The following is a 16,545-nucleotide window of genomic DNA, read 5'->3' as shown; positions in this document are numbered from 1 at the left end:
AGTATTTATTTGGATTTTCTTGTTTATGATTCGAACGCAACGCGAGCGCTTTTATTTTTTGGCTTGGGTGTTTTTCGATAAAATGCAACAAATCCAGTTACAAAGGGCACGTATCGACAAAACGCTTAGTGCGTCAATATACAATTTTGATCTATCTTTCCCAACAAATTTTAACGCTTGAATGCCAGAAAACAACAGTTTGTCGTCGCCTTCGCGCTTTTCTCTCTTTTTTTTGGTGCCGGCAACCTGATCCTGCCCCCCCAGCTGGGCTTTAAATCAGGCCCGTTTTGGTGGTTGGTGGCCCTTGGGTTTTGTCTATCGGCCGTATTGATTCCCCTATTGGGTATCTTGGCACACGCACGTTTGCAGGGCACCATGTACGATTTTGGCAAAAAGGTATCGCCCACCTTCAGTTTGGTCTATTGTTATTTGGTCTACGCCATATCCATTGGTCTGCCCTCTCCAAGAACAGCGTCGGTTACGCACGAAATGGGAGTAGCACCTTTATTTGATACCCCATCGCTGTTGACCAGTTTCGTCTATTTCGCCTTGGTCTTTCTCTTCGTGATGAACCGTTCAAAAATCTTGGACATTATAGGAAAATTGATGACCCCAGCCATCATCTTGATCCTATTTAGCATCATTGGGGTAGCGGTTTTTTCTATGGATGGTGATTTTGGAGGCTCCGGTTTCACCCACCCCTTTTCAGCGGGAATTTTAGAAGGCTATCAAACTTTTGACGCCATTGGGGCCGTGGTCGTGGGTGGTGTCATCATTATCTCCATCAACCTAAAGAACAAAGCGTCTGCCTATCACGAAAAAAGAAAGTTGATCGGCCGTGCCGGATGGTTGGCCGGCTTGGGGCTGTGTCTCATCTACACCGGACTTATACTGACAGGTGCCCTGATGCAGGGCGAGTTCGCCAAAGACATTAACCGAACGGCCCTTCTGAGCGGTATCAGCCTCAAGACCCTTGGCAATACCGCCAACCTGTTCTTGAGCCTTTTGGTAAGCCTCGCCTGTTTTACCACCGCTATGGGCATTGTTACGGGCACGGCCGATTTTGTAAAGGGCCGGTTCAACGACTCCCAAAGGGTTTACATGCTTACTGCCCTTTTCGGATGTATTCTGGGTGTATTGATGGGCCAATTCAATGTCGGCTATATCATTGCCGTCGCATTGCCTGTGCTCATGCTCATTTACCCGATTACCATTGTGTTGATCGTATTGAATGTGCTGCCCGAAAAATATACGTCCAAAAAGATATTTCGGTGGACGGTGATCACTACAATCCTATTCAGTATCCCCGATTTTTTTGTAAGCCTTGGTTTTGAAGAAGGCATGGGGTCCATCAAAAACTGGATTCCCCTTTCAGCATTTCATATGGGTTGGGTGGTACCGGCTCTGGTCGTTTTTATAATTTGCAATGTCTTTTTGAAGAAGCAGGGCGACTGAGAAATCTTGCTTTAGATTTCTTGCTATCGCTTCGACAAGCTCAGGATTACGCTTCGAAATGACAAAAGCAAATTATTCTGAATCCTTTCTCTTTTTTTGATAGTAATAAATGGCATAGGCTATGCCCACCAACACCACAAAAGGCAGGTACGACCCGATGACCACCCCGATCTCGTAGGCACTGTTGGGGGCCTCTTGCATCTTTTTTTCGATGTCGGTCTGTTGTAGTACTGTAATCAAGTACATATTATTTCTAAAAATTTATCCTTTGCCATACCGATTTGAGTAGAGCGAAAGAGAAGTATCTTTCGTGAGATTCTTCATTTCGCTGCGCTACATTCAGAATGACAAAATCAATCTTTAATTTAACATTCCTCAAAAGTTCTATCTCGACCACACCTTGTTCAATGTCAGCATAACAACATGATAGAACAGGCTATGCCTGCATTAACTCCTCTATCTCTTCCGCTTCAATGGGTATATGGCGCATCAGGTTAAAGGGTTCGCCTTTGTCCCTGATCACGACATCGTCCTCCAATCGAACGCCCATCTTTTCTTCAGGAATGTATATGCCAGGTTCAACAGTAAAGACCATATTGGCTTTCATCGGGGTCTTCAGGGCACCATAGTCATGAGTGTCGAGCCCGATATGGTGGCTGGTACCATGCATAAAGTATTTTTTATACGCTGGCCACTCGGGGTTTTCGTTCTGTACGTCGGCCTTGTCCAGCAATCCGAGCCCCAACAGTTCTGAGGTCATGATCTTGCCCACTTCTTTGTGGTATTCGGCCCAAAGGGTGCCCGGCACCAATAGTTTGGTGGCTTCATTTTTTACCAGAAGAACGGCATTGTACACTTCTTTCTGCCGTTTGGTGAACCGCCCGTTCACCGGTATGGTACGGGTCATGTCGCTCGAATAGTTGGCGTATTCGGCACCCACGTCCATCAAAATCAAATCACCTTCTTGGCATTGCTGGTTGTTCTCGATGTAGTGCAGCACATTGGCATTGTTGCCCGAGGCAATGATGGGGGTATAGGCAAATCCACGTGAACGGTTTCTGATAAACTCGTGCAGGTACTCTGCCTCTATTTCGTACTCCCATGCACCGGGCCTTACAAACCCCAAGACCCTGCGGAAACCCTTTTCGGTGATGTTGCAGGCGTATTGCATCAATTCGATTTCTTCGGGTTCTTTAACGCCCCTTATCTCTTGTAGAATTGGATTGCTCTTGGCCGTTTGGTGCGCCGGATATTTTTCTTTGCACCATTCGATGAACCTATCCTCGCGCGTCTGCGTCTCGACCGCTTGTCGGTAATGCTCGTTGGTGTTGAAGTAAACAGTATCGGCCTCGGTCATCAGGTCAAAAAAGACCTTGTCGAAATCTGATAGCCAATACACGGTTTTGATGCCCGTAACGGCAGTGGCTTGCTCTTTGGTGAGCTTGGCCCCTTCCCAAACGGCAATATGCTCGTTGGTTTCCCTAACGAACAGTACCTCGCGGTGCTTTTTATCCACCGCATCTGGGAAAAGTACCAAAATGGTCTCTTCTTGGTCGGCACCGCTCAGGTAAAAAATATCACGGTGTTGCTGAAAAGGCATGGTGCTGTCGGCACTTATGGGATATATATCGTTGGAGTTGAAAACCGCAATGCTCTTGGGTCGCATCTGGGCCATGAACTTCTCGCGGTTTTTGATAAAAAGACTGTTGGGTATGCTCTCGTACTTCATCGACTGTCAAAATTTTACCAAAAGTAGCGATTTGGCCAAGGGGCACAAAACAAAAAAAGTGGACAAGAGACCACTTTCCAAACTTGTTACAACAATTTCCTTTTGCTACCTTTCAGTGCTTTTTAAACATTCCATCATGCGAACTCTTTACTTCTTTTTTGCCTTCTTTATTTTTCAAATGGCCTTGCCACAGCAGCAGGCCACCCCAGCTACCAAGGTTATGGCCGGGTTAGAGCAAAAAGCCGAAATGGCCGAAAATTCAATGGTCAAGAACATACCTCTAACAAATATTGGCCCCTCAGTAATGAGTGGTCGGGTGGTAGACCTGGATGTCAACCCAGAAGATCCCACCGAATTCTATGTGGCCTACGCCTCTGGCGGCCTGTGGCATACCAAAGACAACGGCATCTCATTTACTCCGGTGATGGACAATTCAAACACCCAGAATATCGGTGACATTGCTGTGGATTGGAAAAACGGGACCCTCTGGGTGGGCACGGGTGAAAATAATTCTTCGCGTTCGTCATACGCCGGTATTGGTATTTTAAAATCTACGGATGGAGGGGAAACGTGGCAGAACATGGGCCTTCATGACTCGCACCACATTGGCCGCATCATTATCAATCCGAACGACCCCAACGAAGTGGTGGTGGGCGTTACGGGGCATTTATACTCCCCCAATACTGAAAGGGGCGTTTACAAAACCACCGATGGGGGCAACACCTGGAAAAAGACCCTATTTATCAATGACGAAACAGGCATTATCGACCTTGCACACGCACCCGACAATTTCAACATGCAATATGCCGCTGCATGGCAGAAAGACAGAAAAGCCTGGAATTTTACCGGAAACGGCAACGCTTCGGGCATCTATAAAAGTACCGATGGCGGCAACTCTTGGTCGTTGGTAAGTACTGCTGAAAGTGGTTTTCCGACCGGTGAAGGGGTGGGCCGTATCGGTCTGGCCGTTTTTGACAACAACACCCTGTATGCTGTACACGACAGCCAATTCAGGCGAGAAAAATCATCCGAAGAAGAAAAAAAAGAGGGGCTCACCAAAGAAGATTTTAAGGCGATGGACAAGGCCACTTTTTTGGCCCTTGACAACAAGAAGCTCAACGACTTTCTCAAAACCAACGGTTTTCAAGAAAAGTACCGGGCCGAAAACGTTAAGAACATGGTGCGCGATGGTGCCGTACAGCCCGTAGATTTGGCCAAATACCTTGAAGATGCCAATTCGATGCTCTTTGATACCCCGGTAATCGGTGCAGAGGTATACCGAAGCGATGATACGGGCAAGACCTGGAAAAAAATGAACGAAGACTATATCGACGACCTGTTCTATAGCTATGGCTACTACTTTGCCCAGATCCGTATAGATCCGAGCAACGTTGACAAAATCTATTTGGCGGGCGTGCCGCTCATTATGTCAGAAGACGGTGGCAAAACCTATAAGGCCATCGACAAAGAGAACGTACATGCCGACCACCACGCCCTATGGATAAACCCGAAACGCCCGGGCCACCTCATCAACGGAAACGATGGTGGGGTCAACATCACCTATAACGATGGGGAACATTGGATGAAGAACAACACCCCCACCGTTGGGCAATTCTACGCCATTAACGTTGACAACGAAAAACCGTACAACGTGTATGGGGGCCTGCAAGACAATGGTGTGTGGAAAGGCGCGCACAACAACAAAGAAGACCGGCGATGGCACTCCACCGGCAAAAACCCGTGGCAAAGCATTATGGGCGGCGATGGCATGCAGGTGCAGATAGACGGTCGAAACAGTAATATTGTGTATACCGGATTTCAATTCGGAAATTATTTTCGTTTGGAATTAGGGAAAGGAAAGAACACCCACATACAGCCCAAACATGAACTGGGCGAGGCCCCTTATCGCTTCAATTGGCAGACCCCCATTTTATTGTCGCCGCACAACCAAGATATTCTCTACTTGGGAAGCAAAAAACTGCACCGCTCCATGAATCAGGGCGATGATTGGGAAGCCATTTCCGATGACCTCACCAAAGGGGGCAAAAAAGGCAACGTGGCCTATGGCACCTTGACCACCATCTCTGAATCGCCTTTCAAATTCGGACTCATCTATGTAGGAAGCGATGACGGATTGGTGCATGTCAGCAAAAATGCGGGCGGCAGCTGGGAACGTATCTCAGACGCATTCCCAAAAGACCTATGGGTCAGCGAAGTGGCCGCCAGCAAGCATAAAAAAGAGCGTGTATACGTGACCTTGAACGGCTACCGTTGGGATGATTTTGCCCCCTATGTGTACGTGAGCGATGATTATGGAAAGACATGGAAAAACATTTCAGAAGGCATCCCCGCCTCACCGGTCAATGCGCTGGTCGAGGATTCCAAAAATGAGAATTTACTGTTCGTGGGCACCGATAACGGTTTGTATGTTTCCTTTAATCGAGGGGCCTCTTGGGAACTCTTCCAAAACGGCATGCCCAATGTAGCGGTCCATGACCTGGTCATACAGCCCGAGGCCAAACATTTGTTGGTGGGCACCCATGGCCGTAGCATCTACAAGGCCGATATTGCCAATATGCAAAAACTGTCATCAGACGTCATGGCCAAAGACCTATATGTTTTTGGGGTCGATAACATTAAACACTCAAAGCGTTGGGGCAACAGTTGGAGCTCTTGGGGCAAACCCAATACCCCAGGGCTTGATATTACTTTCTTTGCCTCCAAACCCGGCACGTATAATGCCAAGGTGCTTACTGCAGACGGTATCGAGGTCAGCACTGCCGAAATAGCGGCAGACAAGGGGCTGAACATTCTTTCGTATGATGTGGCCTTCTCTAAAGAAGGCAAAAAGAATTTTCTAAAAAAGAACAAGATGGCCCTTGAGGAGGCCAAAAATGGCAAGACCTACCTCCCCAAAGGAACCTTTAGCGTTGAAATTTCGGGCAACGGGACGGCTGAAAAAATTCAGTTTGAAATTGAGTAAATGCAACTAGACCTTACCATTCCCGCCCTACTGTTTCCGGCCATTTCACTGACCATGTTGGCCTACAATGCCCGTTACTTGGCCATTGCGGCCCTTATTCGCCAACTCTACAAAGAGTTTGAAGAAACAGCGGCCTCCCCACTGGAACGGCAGATACGGCAACTCAGAAAGCGGCTCAACATCATCAAGAACATGCAGGCCACCGCCATTGTCAGTTTCCTGTTGGCAGTCGTGACTATGTTCTTGATCTATGTTGAATTGGGGGTCTGGGCCAATGTAATCTTCGGGGTCAGTCTAGTCTTTTTGGTGATTTCTTTGATCTTATCGCTGGTCGAGGTGCGGTTATCGACCAAGGCGTTGGGTATTCAGCTTCGAAATATGGAGAAATAAGCTTGTATTATAAATCCTTTCCGGGGATGTTTATAGGATTTTTCAACCCAATAACCGCGTTTTTACTTTCGATAAAAATCCAACATAATCAGTATCTTTAATGTTCAACTTTTAGAGCCAACTGACCAATTATGAAAAGTGTACGTGACCTCCCCTTTTTCAAGAACATTCGTGAGATACGCGAATTTGAATTCGGTGTGTTCTATTATTTCGACGGATTGGTCATTGGCGAGATGAAAGAAGGCGTGCACATGACATGGGGCATGGCCAAAAAGGCTGTAAAGGCAGCCAAGGAAATCTATGGCCAAGATTTGCCGATTGCTTATATTTCAAATCGGATCCACAACTACACCGTGGTTCCTTCAGATTGGATCAAGTTCTACACCCACCGGCACCAATTGGACTTTTATGCGGTAGTGGGCACCCCCAAGGGCAGCTTTACCAGCATTGTGCTCGAAAAAATGTTCTTTCAAAACTCCATCATCCAATTCACGGATATCGAGGAGGCCATCGAGTGGAGTGTCCAACAAATTGGGGAAAGAAGAAAAAAGGTACAGGGTAAAGCCAGCTTAGCATCCAACATGGAATAAAGCATCGCCTTGGTTTACCACCGCTTGGTGGTTGATACAGAACACATGGCCATCAAAAGGCGCTTTGATACCCCTGCTCTTTTTTGAATACGTGTCGGTTATGACCCCCAATAATTGTCCTTTCTGAATGCTGCTCCCATTTTCTACCCCAGGTATGAACATGCCTGCCTTGGCGGCCCGAAGCCATCGGGTGGTCTCAAGATGAACCGATGCCGATTGCCTTTTTCTGCCCTTCAGCATCTTTAAATGGACCAGTACGTTTTTAATGCCCTTAGATGCCTTCTGTATTGCTGCCTCGTCAATACGCATGCTTTCACCGGCTTCGTAAACTATGGTAGGCTTGCCCATACCGTACATCGTTTTTCTAAAAGAGCCCTTGATCAGCTTTGCTGAAAAATGGTACGGAGCACCAAATGCCTTGGCCAGCTCCTTGCTTTTGGCATCGCCCTCGGTGTATCTCACTTGGGGGTGGTTGTGGCGTTGGGCGCCACCCGTGTGCAGGTCTATGGCCATATCGACCTGTGGCAACACCTCAGCAGTGTAGTGATAGGCTATTCTACTGGCCAAGGATCCCTTTTTTCTTCCCGGAAAGCTACGATTGACATCTTTTCCATCGGGCACATCCCTCGAAAAATGGATAAAGCCGAAGATATTCAAAATGGGCACCATTACGAGCGCCCCGGTTTCCACTTGAAGCGATGTGTCTTGCAAGAGCCGCCGAACCGCCTCTACCCCGTTCACCTCATCGCCATGTAGCCCGGCCTGTACCAAAACCGTGGGGCCTGCCCGTTTCGAATTGAAAACATGAATGGGGATGTCAATAAGGGTTCCGGTCGGTAAGCGGGCTATCTCGATACGGACGAGTTTATTCTCGCCCGGTAAAACAGAATGCCCGTTTATGGCGATGGTCTTATTTTCTCCTTTTTCGGTATGCATTTCGTTCGACAAATTGTATGATATGTTTGGCAACATTGATACCCGTGGCAGCTTCTATGCCCTTCAAGCCCGGTGAGGCATTGACCTCTATGAGCAAAGGCCCCTTTTTTGAGCGGATCAAATCGACCCCCGCCACACCCAGACCGAGATACTTGGTAGCGTTCAAGGCAATGTGCCGTTCTTTGCTGGTCGGTTCAATGGCCTCGGTCTCTGCCCCGCGGTGCACGTTCGAGCGAAAATCATCGAGTTCACTCTTACGCTTCATGCTGGCCACGACCTTGTTGCCCACCACAATGATCCTAATATCCTCTCCATTTGATTCGGCAATGTATTTCTGCAATAGAATACTGGTGTCCATTTTATAGAAGGTATCTATGATTGACTTGGCCGATTTTTTGCTTTCGGCCAAGATGACGCCCAGCCCATGGGTGCCTTCCTGTAGTTTAATGATTACGGGTGGGCCGCCCAACAGCTGTATCTGTTCTTCAATATTATCAGGATTGATTGAAAAGACCGTTTCAGGGATGGGTATGCCCTTGCGCGCCATTATCTGGAGTGTTCTGACCTTATTTCGAGCCCTGGTAATTCCTAGGGAACGGGCCGTGCTGAAAACTCCGTTCATCTCAAACTGCTTTACAACAGCGGCCCCATGTCGTGTTACTTTGGCTCCAATTCTGGGAATAACGGCATCAAACTCATCTGTGACATCCTCTTCTCCCAAATAAATTTTAGGCTGGGGGCCACCCAATTTGACCGAGCATTTGGTGTGGTCGATCAGTTCTACATAATGACCGGCCTTTTGGGCTTCTTCCAAGATTCTTCTAGTGGAATGTACGTTTAGGCTGACAGATAAGATGGCAATATCCATTTGATCGGGCGGTCAGTTGAATGTCTGCTGTTCAATATCGGTCAAAAAATGCAATCACCAAATTGTGACCCTATTTTCATCAAATTTTTCGGTACCTTACAGTATTGATCATAACGCTTCTAAATTAGTGTTTTTGGTACTTTCAAAGTTTGTTAAAAACTCGATCGTACCGTAAATTTGTGTTTAAAACCATCAACCGATGAGCGGATTAGTAAAATCTTCCTTGGCCCGAAAATATGTTATGGCTCTTTCGGGTCTTTTTTTGGTCCTTTTCTTAGTACTTCATGTCACCATCAACTTGGCCTCGGTACTATCTCCGGAGTTTTTTAACGAGGCTTCCCACTTTATGGGCTACAACCCCATAGTACAGTTTGTAATGCAGCCCATTTTGATTGCTGGCGTTGTGGTGCATTTTGTAATGGGCTTTGTGCTTGAGATTCAGAACCGAAAAGCCAGAGGCATCAACTATGTAAAATACGATGGTAGTGCCAATGCCCCTTGGGCCTCTCGAAACATGATTTTTTCAGGGCTTGTGGTACTGGCCTTTCTAGGGCTTCACTTTTACGATTTTTGGGTGCACGAAATGGCCTATAAATATATTGAGGCCAAGCCAGAAGACCCAACCCGCTACTATGCAGAGACCGTTGAAAAATTTGCGCCCATATGGCGCACCGTGCTCTACGTCGTTGCTTTTGTACTGTTGGGCCTGCACCTGTGGCACGGCTTCGCCTCTTCTTTCCAATCAATGGGTGTCAACAACAAATACACTCCAGGTATACGGAAATTCACAAAACTATTTGCGGTGGTTGTGCCTTTGGCCTTTGCCTTTATCGCCATTTACCACCACCTTAACCCGATAACACATTAATTATGGGCGTATTGGATTCTAAAGTTCCGCCAGGGCCGTTGGCCGAAAAATGGACAAACCATAAAAACGAGATCAACCTTGTAAACCCTGCCAACAAGCGTAATATCGACGTCATTGTTGTGGGTACGGGCTTGGCTGGCGCCTCTGCTGCGGCAACCTTGGCCGAACTTGGTTATAACGTAAAGACATTTTGCTATCAAGATTCCCCTCGCAGGGCGCACTCCATTGCTGCTCAAGGAGGAATCAATGCAGCCAAAAACTATCAAGGAGATGGAGACAGCGTATATCGCTTGTTCTACGACACCATAAAAGGAGGCGATTACCGTTCGCGTGAGGCCAACGTATACCGTTTGGCAGAGGTATCGACCAATATTATTGACCAATGTGTGGCCCAAGGTGTTCCTTTCGCCCGTGAATACGGTGGTCTGTTAGACAACCGTTCGTTCGGGGGTGTACTGGTTTCAAGAACCTTTTATGCCAAAGGCCAAACCGGACAGCAGCTATTGTTGGGAGCCTACGCCGCCATGAACCGACAGATCCAGCGCGGCAAAATCAAATCGTATACCCGTCACGAAATGCTCGATTTGGTACTTGTTGACGGAAAGGCCCGTGGCATTATTGCAAGAGACTTGGTTTCTGGTGAATTAGAACGACACAGTGCCCATGCGGTGGTTTTGGCCACCGGCGGTTATGGCAATCTCTTTTTCCTTTCCACCTATTGTATGGGCGCCAATGTTATGGCTGCTTGGAAAGCACATAAAAGGGGAGCTTTTTTTGCCAATCCGTGTTTTACACAGATCCACCCGACCTGTATACCTGTGTCTGGTGACCACCAATCGAAATTGACCCTGATGTCTGAGTCGCTTCGTAACGACGGCCGTATTTGGGTGCCCAAAAAATTGGAAGATGCCCAAGCCATTCGCGAGGGTCGCCTGAAACCGACCGAACTGGCCGAAGAAGACCGCGACTATTATCTTGAAAGAAGGTATCCAGCGTTTGGTAACTTGGTGCCTAGGGATGTGGCCTCACGTGCCGCCAAAGAACGTTGTGATGCCGGTTTCGGTGTCAACAAAACAGGTGAGGCCGTCTATCTTGACTTTGACTCGGCCATTATGCGCTACGGCCGTGAAAAAGCCTTGACCTCTGGAATGAAGAATCCAGATGATGCCACTGTTCGCAAATTGGGCGAAGAAGTGGTCGAGGCCAAGTACGGAAACCTCTTTCAGATGTATGAAAAAATCACGGACCAAAATCCGTATAAGACGCCCATGATGATCTATCCTGCGGTGCACTATACCATGGGAGGCCTTTGGGTCGATTATAATTTGATGACCACCATTCCCGGTTGCTATGCCGCGGGTGAGGCCAATTTCAGTGACCATGGGGCCAACCGTTTGGGAGCTTCAGCACTTATGCAGGGCTTGGCCGACGGTTACTTTGTACTGCCCTATACCATCGGCGACTACCTGAGCGATGATATCAGAACCGGTCCGATCCCGACCGATATCCCCGAATTTGATGCGGCCGAGAAAAACGTTCGTGACCGTATCAACAAATTGATGTCTGGCAATGGAAAGCACTCGGTCGATTATTACCACAAAAAATTGGGCAAGATCATGTGGAACAACTGCGGCATGGCCCGCAATGAAAAGGGCTTAAAAGAAGCCATAAAAGAGATTGCCGAATTGCGTGAAGATTTTTGGGCAAATGTCAAGGTGCCAGGTTCACCAGACTCAAAAAACCAAGAACTCGAAAAAGCAGGGCGCGTTGCCGACTTTTTGGAACTGGGCGAACTCTTTGCCATGGATGCCCTTCACCGCAACGAATCATGTGGTGGGCACTTCAGGGAAGAATACCAGACCGAGGAAGGCGAGGCACTGCGCGATGACGAAAACTTTAAGTACGTTGCCGCTTGGGAATACCAGGGAGACCCGAGCAAGGCCCAATTGCACAAAGAGGAGCTGGTGTACGAAAACATTGAAGTGAAAACACGTTCTTACAAATAAGAATTGCTATGAAGCTATATTTAAAAATTTGGAGACAAAAGGATGCCAATTCAAAAGGGGCCATGGTCGACTATACGCTTGATGGTGTTGAAAGCGACATGTCTTTTCTAGAAATGTTGGACGTTCTCAATGAGGAATTGATTGAAAAAGGAGAAGACCCCATCGAATTCGACCACGATTGCCGAGAGGGTATCTGTGGCACCTGTTCGTTGATGATCAACGGGCGTCCCCATGGGCCAGAGTCGCTCATTACCGTTTGCCAGTTGCACATGCGAAGTTTTAACGATGGCGATACCATTGTCATAGAACCTTGGCGGGCAAAGGCCTTTCCGGTCATCAAAGATTTGATTGTTGATCGCAGCTCTTTTGATCGAATTCAACAGGCCGGGGGGTATATCTCTGTGAACACCTCGGGCAACCCAGTAGATGCCAATGCCATTCCCATAGAAAAAGATGCGGCGGATGCTTCGTTTAATGCAGCCACTTGTATTGGATGCGGGGCGTGTGTGGCCGCCTGTAAGAATGCCAGTGCCATGCTGTTCACCTCGGCCAAGGTATCACAGTTTGCCCTGTTGCCACAAGGTAGGGTCGAAGCAGCCGAGCGTGTACAGAACATGGTACGACAAATGGATATTGAAGGATTTGGAAACTGCACCAATACGGGAGCATGTGAGGTAGAATGTCCGAAGGGTATTTCTTTGGAGAATATTGCAAGGATGAATAGGGAATATCTCTCAGCAATTATCAAAGGATAGTTTAAGTTCTATATCTATATAAAAACCTGTCAACAATAAATTGATGGGTTTTTTGTTATATAAGTATTTAATTTGTATGAAATTTCTTTATTATATTAAAGTTTTAACTCTGCTCATTGGTTCAAACATTTATGCCCAAATAGATGCAAACTCCGTTATGGGTTTGCCCACCGGAACTTTGGCAGAAATTTCAGCAATCACTGAGGCTCAACAGGGATCAATTGCCTTTGCAACAGATACCAATAAGATTTACAAATTTGATGGTTCAAGTTGGAATGAAGTAGCCAATGGCAATACTCCAAGTGTTTACTTTGGATTTTTTACAATCTCTTCTATGGGTCCCCAGACAATAACAGGTCTTCCCTTTCAACCTTCACAAATAAGTTTTGTTGCCCATGCCAATGTAGAGAGCAGCACTCTTAATGCAGATAATGGTATCCGGAACAACGAAAGAGGATTGGCCAATTCGTTCGGCACCTCCAATGGTTTCGCCAGAACTGATGGTGTTACCATTACTCAGCAGACCATTTATGTAGGTGGGCATGGTAATTCCATCAATGATATCTCTAGATATGCGTCAAGTTCCCACTGTATTGGTTTAAGGTACGGAAATCAAAACGGTGATAACTTGGGGCTTACCACGGCAAGCCTTATTGCCTTTAATTTAGGTGGCTTCACTATAAACGTCGACAATTTTTCCGATAGTGTTGTTGTGCTATTTCAAGCATATGATTGATTAGCGTTTATAAACCATTTCGCCTGTAAAACCCCATATTGGGTCATGAATTTTTCGTAAGTTGGGAGATGCCTAAAAAATATCCCGAAGAACGCATCAAGGTACCCCGATTTCGTGAAAAAGACGGTTTCTACACTACCCCAGAACGCTCAAAGATCATGGGCAAGGTCCGCGGTAAGAACACCAAACCCGAACTGGCCTTTAGAAAAGCCCTATGGAAGGCCGGTTATCGCTACCGCATCGACTACAAAAAATTGGTTGGCAAGCCTGACATCCTACTAAAAAAATACAAAACGGCCATTTTTATCGATGGAGAGTTTTGGCATGGTTATAATTGGGAAGAAAGAAAGCATAAAATCAAAACAAACAGAGAATTCTGGATACCAAAAATCGAGCGCAACATACAGCGCGATCAAGAAGTAACCCGTGAACTGAAAGCCTTGGGCTATACCGTATTTCGCTTTTGGGAGAGCCAAGTGAAGAAAGATTTGGAAGCCTGCCTACAAAAAGTACTGCACCATCTCAAAAAAAATTGAGACCTATGTTGAAGATTGAATCAAAAATGCCCAACCTGGCAACTACCATATTCACCACCATAGGGCAACTGGCCCATAAACACAATGCCATAAACCTATCGCAGGGGTATCCAGATTTTGGGGTAGACCCCGCACTTATCGAATTGGTAAGCAATGTAATGGCAGAGGGGTTCAACCAATACGCCCCAATGCAAGGTGTTTTTTCGCTGCGAGAGACCATTTCAGAAAAAATTGAACATTCGTATGGTAGGTACTATGACCCACAAAGTGAAATAACCCTAACGGCCGGGGCCACCCAAGCAATTTTTACCGCTATAAGTGCCTTTGTTGAAAGGGGCGATGAGGTCATTGTGGTACAACCAGCCTATGATTGTTATGAACCGGCCATTGAGCTATATGGCGGTAAGGTGGTGCCCTTAGCTTTGATGGGGGAAGATTTTCGGTTTGATTTTGAAGGCCTTAAAAAGGTACTGTCACCCAAAACACGTATGCTTGTCATCAATACGCCCCATAATCCGTCAGGAAGCATTTTAACCAGGGAAGACATGCAAAAACTCGAACAACTGCTACAAGACACCAATGTAATCTTGTTGAGTGATGAGGTTTACGAGCACATCGTTTTTGATGGGAACGTGCACGAGAGCGCGGCCAACTATGATGGGTTGGCCAACCGCAGTATTATCTGTTCGTCTTTTGGCAAGACCTTTCATGTCACAGGTTGGAAAATAGGATACTGTGCAGCGCCCAAAGAACTGATGGCAGAATTTCAAAAAGTACATCAGTACAATGTTTTCTCTGTCAACCATCCTGTTCAAAGGGCCTTGAACACCTATCTGAAAAATCCACAACGGTACGAGGAACTGGGGGCATTCTATCAACAAAAACGCGATTACTTCCTGAGGGCCATCGCCTCGTCACGGTTTACTTTTACCCCCAGCGCTGGCACCTACTTTCAATTGCTTGATTATTCGGCCATCACCGATGAGCCCGACACGGTATTTGCCGAGCGGCTGATCAAAGAATTTAAGATTGCCAGTATACCCGTCTCTGTGTTTTACCGTAATGGGTCTGATCATAGGCATCTTCGTTTCTGCTTTGCAAAAACACAGGAAACACTTGACAAAGGGGCCGAAATCATATTGAAAATATAGTTGCAGTCCTTGAAATCAGTTTAGTTGAAGCCCCATCAACCAATCGGTCTGTTCGTCGTTTCCGATAAAATAAGGGTGCTCACCAAATTTTACGAACCCGTGCCGCTCGTAAAAACGAATGGCCCTGGGGTTGTGTTCCCACACGCCCAGCCAAAGTGTCTTCTTTTTCAAGGCCGATGCCAGTTCAATCACTTTTCGAAGCAATTCGCTTCCGATGTTCTTTCCTTGGTACTGCTGTAGTACATAAATACGCTCCAACTCGACGGATGTTGGCTCTTTGAGTTCTGTTTGGGCATTGTTTTGGTTTATCTTGACATATCCCACCAAAACATCGTGCTCATCATAGACAAAATAAAAAAGCGTGTCGGGGTCTTCAAGTTGCTCTTTTAGCGTTTTGGAAGAAAATGCCTTGGCAACGTACACCGCAAAATCATCTGGGTTGTTGTCTTTCTCAAAAGCGGTCACGAAGGTTTCCCTTGAAATTTTGGTCAAGGTTGGCAAATCGATGGCAGTACATCTATGAAGACGAATCATGACCCCACTAAAATACGGGTCAAAAACAAAAAAGCCGAATCAAAAATCTGGCTTTTTAATTTTTAATGGGAGCTATTTTACAGCATAAACAGCTTTTTCACCAAAAGGGCAAAACCGCTATAAAAATCATTTCTGTAAACTTGAATCTCCTCTTGCATCGTTGCGTGGTTAAGTTCGGGTGCCATGGGGATTACATTTAATTTTGTTGATTTGGATAATTTGAACACCTTAAAAATATTCAACAATGATTAAATACAAAAATTATTGTTGTGTATTTAGGGGTATCTGTTGCAAAAAAATCAAAGCGCATCATTTGTTCGATGAAATGCTCACAGCACCATCTCGGGCACATCACCTTCGACAACCAGTTTTCCTTCGGTGGCCGCCTTGATATCATCTACCGAAACACCAGGAACCCTTTCTAGCAGCAGAAAACCCTCAGGGGTTACCTCGAGCACCGCCAGGTTGGTGACGATTTTTTTGACACAGCCCACCCCGGTCAAGGGCAGGGTACATCGTTTCAATAATTTTGATTTGCCGGCCTTGTTGGTGTGCATCATGGCCACGATTATGTTCTCGGCCGAAGCCACAAGGTCCATGGCACCGCCCATGCCCTTTACCATTTTACCTGGAATCTTCCAGTTGGCGATATCGCCATTCTCGGCAACCTCCATGGCCCCTAGAATGGTGAGGTCGACATGTTGCCCTCGGATCATGGAGAAACTCATGGCCGAATCAAAAAAAGAGGCCCCTGGCAACGTGGTGATGGTCTGCTTGCCAGCATTGATGATGTCGGGGTCTTCCTCTCCCTCGAAAGGAAAAGGGCCCATGCCCAATACGCCATTCTCGCTTTGAAACTCCACACTGATATCGTCGCGTACAAAGTTTGCAACCAAGGTGGGGATGCCGATACCTAGGTTTACATAATACCCATCTTTGACCTCTTTGGCTATCCGCCTTGCTATTCCGTTTTTATCTAACATATTCTTGTCATTCCTGCTTTCGTGT

At 46.6% G+C, this 16,545-nt stretch carries 16 protein-coding genes; 10 read left to right on the top strand and 6 right to left on the bottom strand.

Annotated features, from left to right (window positions below):
- Positions 1-177: 177 nt before the first annotated feature.
- The gene (gene brnQ, locus VC82_RS07145; protein WP_045801771.1) at positions 178-1,455 is read left to right on the top strand and encodes a branched-chain amino acid transport system II carrier protein; all 1,278 of its coding nucleotides are present in this window, start codon (positions 178-180) and stop codon (positions 1,453-1,455) included.
- Positions 1,456-1,527: 72 nt separating this feature from the next.
- On the opposite strand, the gene VC82_RS15650 is transcribed toward brnQ, so the two are convergent.
- Together VC82_RS15650 and VC82_RS07140 are read right to left on the bottom strand one after the other, a co-directional pair.
- A complete protein-coding gene (locus VC82_RS15650; protein WP_170218312.1) occupies positions 1,528-1,701 on the bottom strand; it encodes a hypothetical protein in 174 nt (57 codons plus the stop codon).
- Positions 1,702-1,891: 190 nt separating this feature from the next.
- Complete coding sequence (locus tag VC82_RS07140) at positions 1,892-3,184, bottom strand: aminopeptidase P family protein (protein ID WP_045801770.1); 1,293 nt, start codon at positions 3,182-3,184, stop codon at positions 1,892-1,894.
- Positions 3,185-3,320: 136 nt separating this feature from the next.
- Between VC82_RS07140 and VC82_RS07135 the strand changes: the two genes are divergently transcribed.
- The 3 genes from VC82_RS07135 (at position 3,321) to VC82_RS07125 (ending at position 7,147) form a co-directional block, all read left to right on the top strand.
- Positions 3,321-6,167: a VPS10 domain-containing protein gene (locus VC82_RS07135; protein ID WP_045803304.1), complete on the top strand. Its 2,847-nt coding sequence runs from the start codon at positions 3,321-3,323 to the stop codon at positions 6,165-6,167.
- The gene (locus VC82_RS07130) at positions 6,168-6,557 is read left to right on the top strand and encodes a DUF2721 domain-containing protein (protein WP_045801769.1); all 390 of its coding nucleotides are present in this window, start codon (positions 6,168-6,170) and stop codon (positions 6,555-6,557) included.
- A 131-nt stretch (positions 6,558-6,688) separates the two neighbouring features.
- On the top strand, positions 6,689-7,147 hold the full coding sequence (locus tag VC82_RS07125; RefSeq protein ID WP_045801768.1) for a hypothetical protein: 459 nt from the start codon (positions 6,689-6,691) through the stop codon (positions 7,145-7,147).
- On the opposite strand, the gene VC82_RS07120 is transcribed toward VC82_RS07125, so the two are convergent.
- Together VC82_RS07120 and VC82_RS07115 are read right to left on the bottom strand one after the other, a co-directional pair.
- Positions 7,127-8,083 carry a succinylglutamate desuccinylase/aspartoacylase family protein gene (locus VC82_RS07120; RefSeq protein ID WP_045801767.1) on the bottom strand — a complete coding sequence of 319 codons (957 nt, stop codon included), beginning with the start codon at positions 8,081-8,083 and terminating at the stop codon, positions 7,127-7,129. The genes VC82_RS07125 and VC82_RS07120 overlap by 21 nt on opposite strands.
- Positions 8,058-8,951 carry a RimK family alpha-L-glutamate ligase gene (locus VC82_RS07115; protein WP_045801766.1) on the bottom strand — a complete coding sequence of 298 codons (894 nt, stop codon included), beginning with the start codon at positions 8,949-8,951 and terminating at the stop codon, positions 8,058-8,060. Before VC82_RS07115 ends, VC82_RS07120 begins: the two co-directional genes overlap by 26 nt.
- 199 nt (positions 8,952-9,150) lie before the next feature.
- On the opposite strand from VC82_RS07115, the gene VC82_RS07110 reads away from it, so the two are divergent.
- The 6 genes from VC82_RS07110 to VC82_RS07085 all read left to right on the top strand — a co-directional run bounded on the left by VC82_RS07110 (position 9,151) and on the right by VC82_RS07085 (position 15,003).
- Positions 9,151-9,819, top strand: coding sequence for a succinate dehydrogenase cytochrome b subunit (locus VC82_RS07110; protein ID WP_045801765.1), 669 nt, complete (start codon positions 9,151-9,153; stop codon positions 9,817-9,819).
- 2 nt (positions 9,820-9,821) lie between these two features.
- Positions 9,822-11,825 carry a fumarate reductase/succinate dehydrogenase flavoprotein subunit gene (locus VC82_RS07105; protein WP_045801764.1) on the top strand — a complete coding sequence of 668 codons (2,004 nt, stop codon included), beginning with the start codon at positions 9,822-9,824 and terminating at the stop codon, positions 11,823-11,825.
- Between the two features lie 8 nt (positions 11,826-11,833).
- A complete protein-coding gene (locus VC82_RS07100; protein ID WP_045801763.1) occupies positions 11,834-12,580 on the top strand; it encodes a succinate dehydrogenase/fumarate reductase iron-sulfur subunit in 747 nt (248 codons plus the stop codon).
- 76 nt (positions 12,581-12,656) lie between these two features.
- A complete protein-coding gene (locus tag VC82_RS07095) occupies positions 12,657-13,316 on the top strand; it encodes a hypothetical protein (RefSeq protein ID WP_045801762.1) in 660 nt (219 codons plus the stop codon).
- A gap of 68 nt (positions 13,317-13,384) precedes the next feature.
- Positions 13,385-13,852, top strand: a complete 468-nt coding sequence (locus VC82_RS07090; protein ID WP_045801761.1) for a very short patch repair endonuclease — start codon at positions 13,385-13,387, stop codon at positions 13,850-13,852.
- 5 nt (positions 13,853-13,857) lie between these two features.
- A complete protein-coding gene (locus tag VC82_RS07085; protein WP_045801760.1) occupies positions 13,858-15,003 on the top strand; it encodes a methionine aminotransferase in 1,146 nt (381 codons plus the stop codon).
- Positions 15,004-15,018: 15 nt separating this feature from the next.
- On the opposite strand, the gene VC82_RS07080 is transcribed toward VC82_RS07085, so the two are convergent.
- Together VC82_RS07080 and VC82_RS07075 are read right to left on the bottom strand one after the other, a co-directional pair.
- A complete protein-coding gene (locus VC82_RS07080; RefSeq protein WP_045801759.1) occupies positions 15,019-15,537 on the bottom strand; it encodes a GNAT family N-acetyltransferase in 519 nt (172 codons plus the stop codon).
- A gap of 329 nt (positions 15,538-15,866) precedes the next feature.
- Positions 15,867-16,520: a CoA transferase subunit B gene (locus tag VC82_RS07075; protein WP_045801758.1), complete on the bottom strand. Its 654-nt coding sequence runs from the start codon at positions 16,518-16,520 to the stop codon at positions 15,867-15,869.
- Positions 16,521-16,545 lie beyond the last annotated feature (25 nt).

It is taken from the genome of Flagellimonas lutaonensis, assembly GCF_000963865.1.
Taxonomy (GTDB): domain Bacteria; phylum Bacteroidota; class Bacteroidia; order Flavobacteriales; family Flavobacteriaceae; genus Flagellimonas_A; species Flagellimonas_A lutaonensis.
This window is presented reverse-complemented; position numbering and strand designations above follow the sequence as displayed.

What these genes read in the sequence shown, in the direction of transcription:
- VC82_RS07135 (WP_045803304.1), top strand. Translation starts at nt 3,321, where the DNA reads ATGCGAACTCTTTACTTCTTTTTTGCCTTCTTTATTTTTCAAATGGCC.
- VC82_RS07140 (WP_045801770.1), bottom strand. Translation starts at nt 3,184, where the DNA reads ATGAAGTACGAGAGCATACCCAACAGTCTTTTTATCAAAAACCGCGAG.
- VC82_RS07080 (WP_045801759.1), bottom strand. Translation starts at nt 15,537, where the DNA reads ATGATTCGTCTTCATAGATGTACTGCCATCGATTTGCCAACCTTGACC.
- VC82_RS07110 (WP_045801765.1), top strand. Translation starts at nt 9,151, where the DNA reads ATGAGCGGATTAGTAAAATCTTCCTTGGCCCGAAAATATGTTATGGCT.
- VC82_RS07120 (WP_045801767.1), bottom strand. Translation starts at nt 8,083, where the DNA reads ATGCATACCGAAAAAGGAGAAAATAAGACCATCGCCATAAACGGGCAT.
- VC82_RS07090 (WP_045801761.1), top strand. Translation starts at nt 13,385, where the DNA reads ATGCCTAAAAAATATCCCGAAGAACGCATCAAGGTACCCCGATTTCGT.
- VC82_RS15650 (WP_170218312.1), bottom strand. Translation starts at nt 1,701, where the DNA reads ATGTACTTGATTACAGTACTACAACAGACCGACATCGAAAAAAAGATG.
- VC82_RS07100 (WP_045801763.1), top strand. Translation starts at nt 11,834, where the DNA reads ATGAAGCTATATTTAAAAATTTGGAGACAAAAGGATGCCAATTCAAAA.
- VC82_RS07085 (WP_045801760.1), top strand. Translation starts at nt 13,858, where the DNA reads ATGTTGAAGATTGAATCAAAAATGCCCAACCTGGCAACTACCATATTC.
- VC82_RS07105 (WP_045801764.1), top strand. Translation starts at nt 9,822, where the DNA reads ATGGGCGTATTGGATTCTAAAGTTCCGCCAGGGCCGTTGGCCGAAAAA.
- VC82_RS07095 (WP_045801762.1), top strand. Translation starts at nt 12,657, where the DNA reads ATGAAATTTCTTTATTATATTAAAGTTTTAACTCTGCTCATTGGTTCA.
- VC82_RS07115 (WP_045801766.1), bottom strand. Translation starts at nt 8,951, where the DNA reads ATGGATATTGCCATCTTATCTGTCAGCCTAAACGTACATTCCACTAGA.
- VC82_RS07130 (WP_045801769.1), top strand. Translation starts at nt 6,168, where the DNA reads ATGCAACTAGACCTTACCATTCCCGCCCTACTGTTTCCGGCCATTTCA.
- VC82_RS07125 (WP_045801768.1), top strand. Translation starts at nt 6,689, where the DNA reads ATGAAAAGTGTACGTGACCTCCCCTTTTTCAAGAACATTCGTGAGATA.
- VC82_RS07075 (WP_045801758.1), bottom strand. Translation starts at nt 16,520, where the DNA reads ATGTTAGATAAAAACGGAATAGCAAGGCGGATAGCCAAAGAGGTCAAA.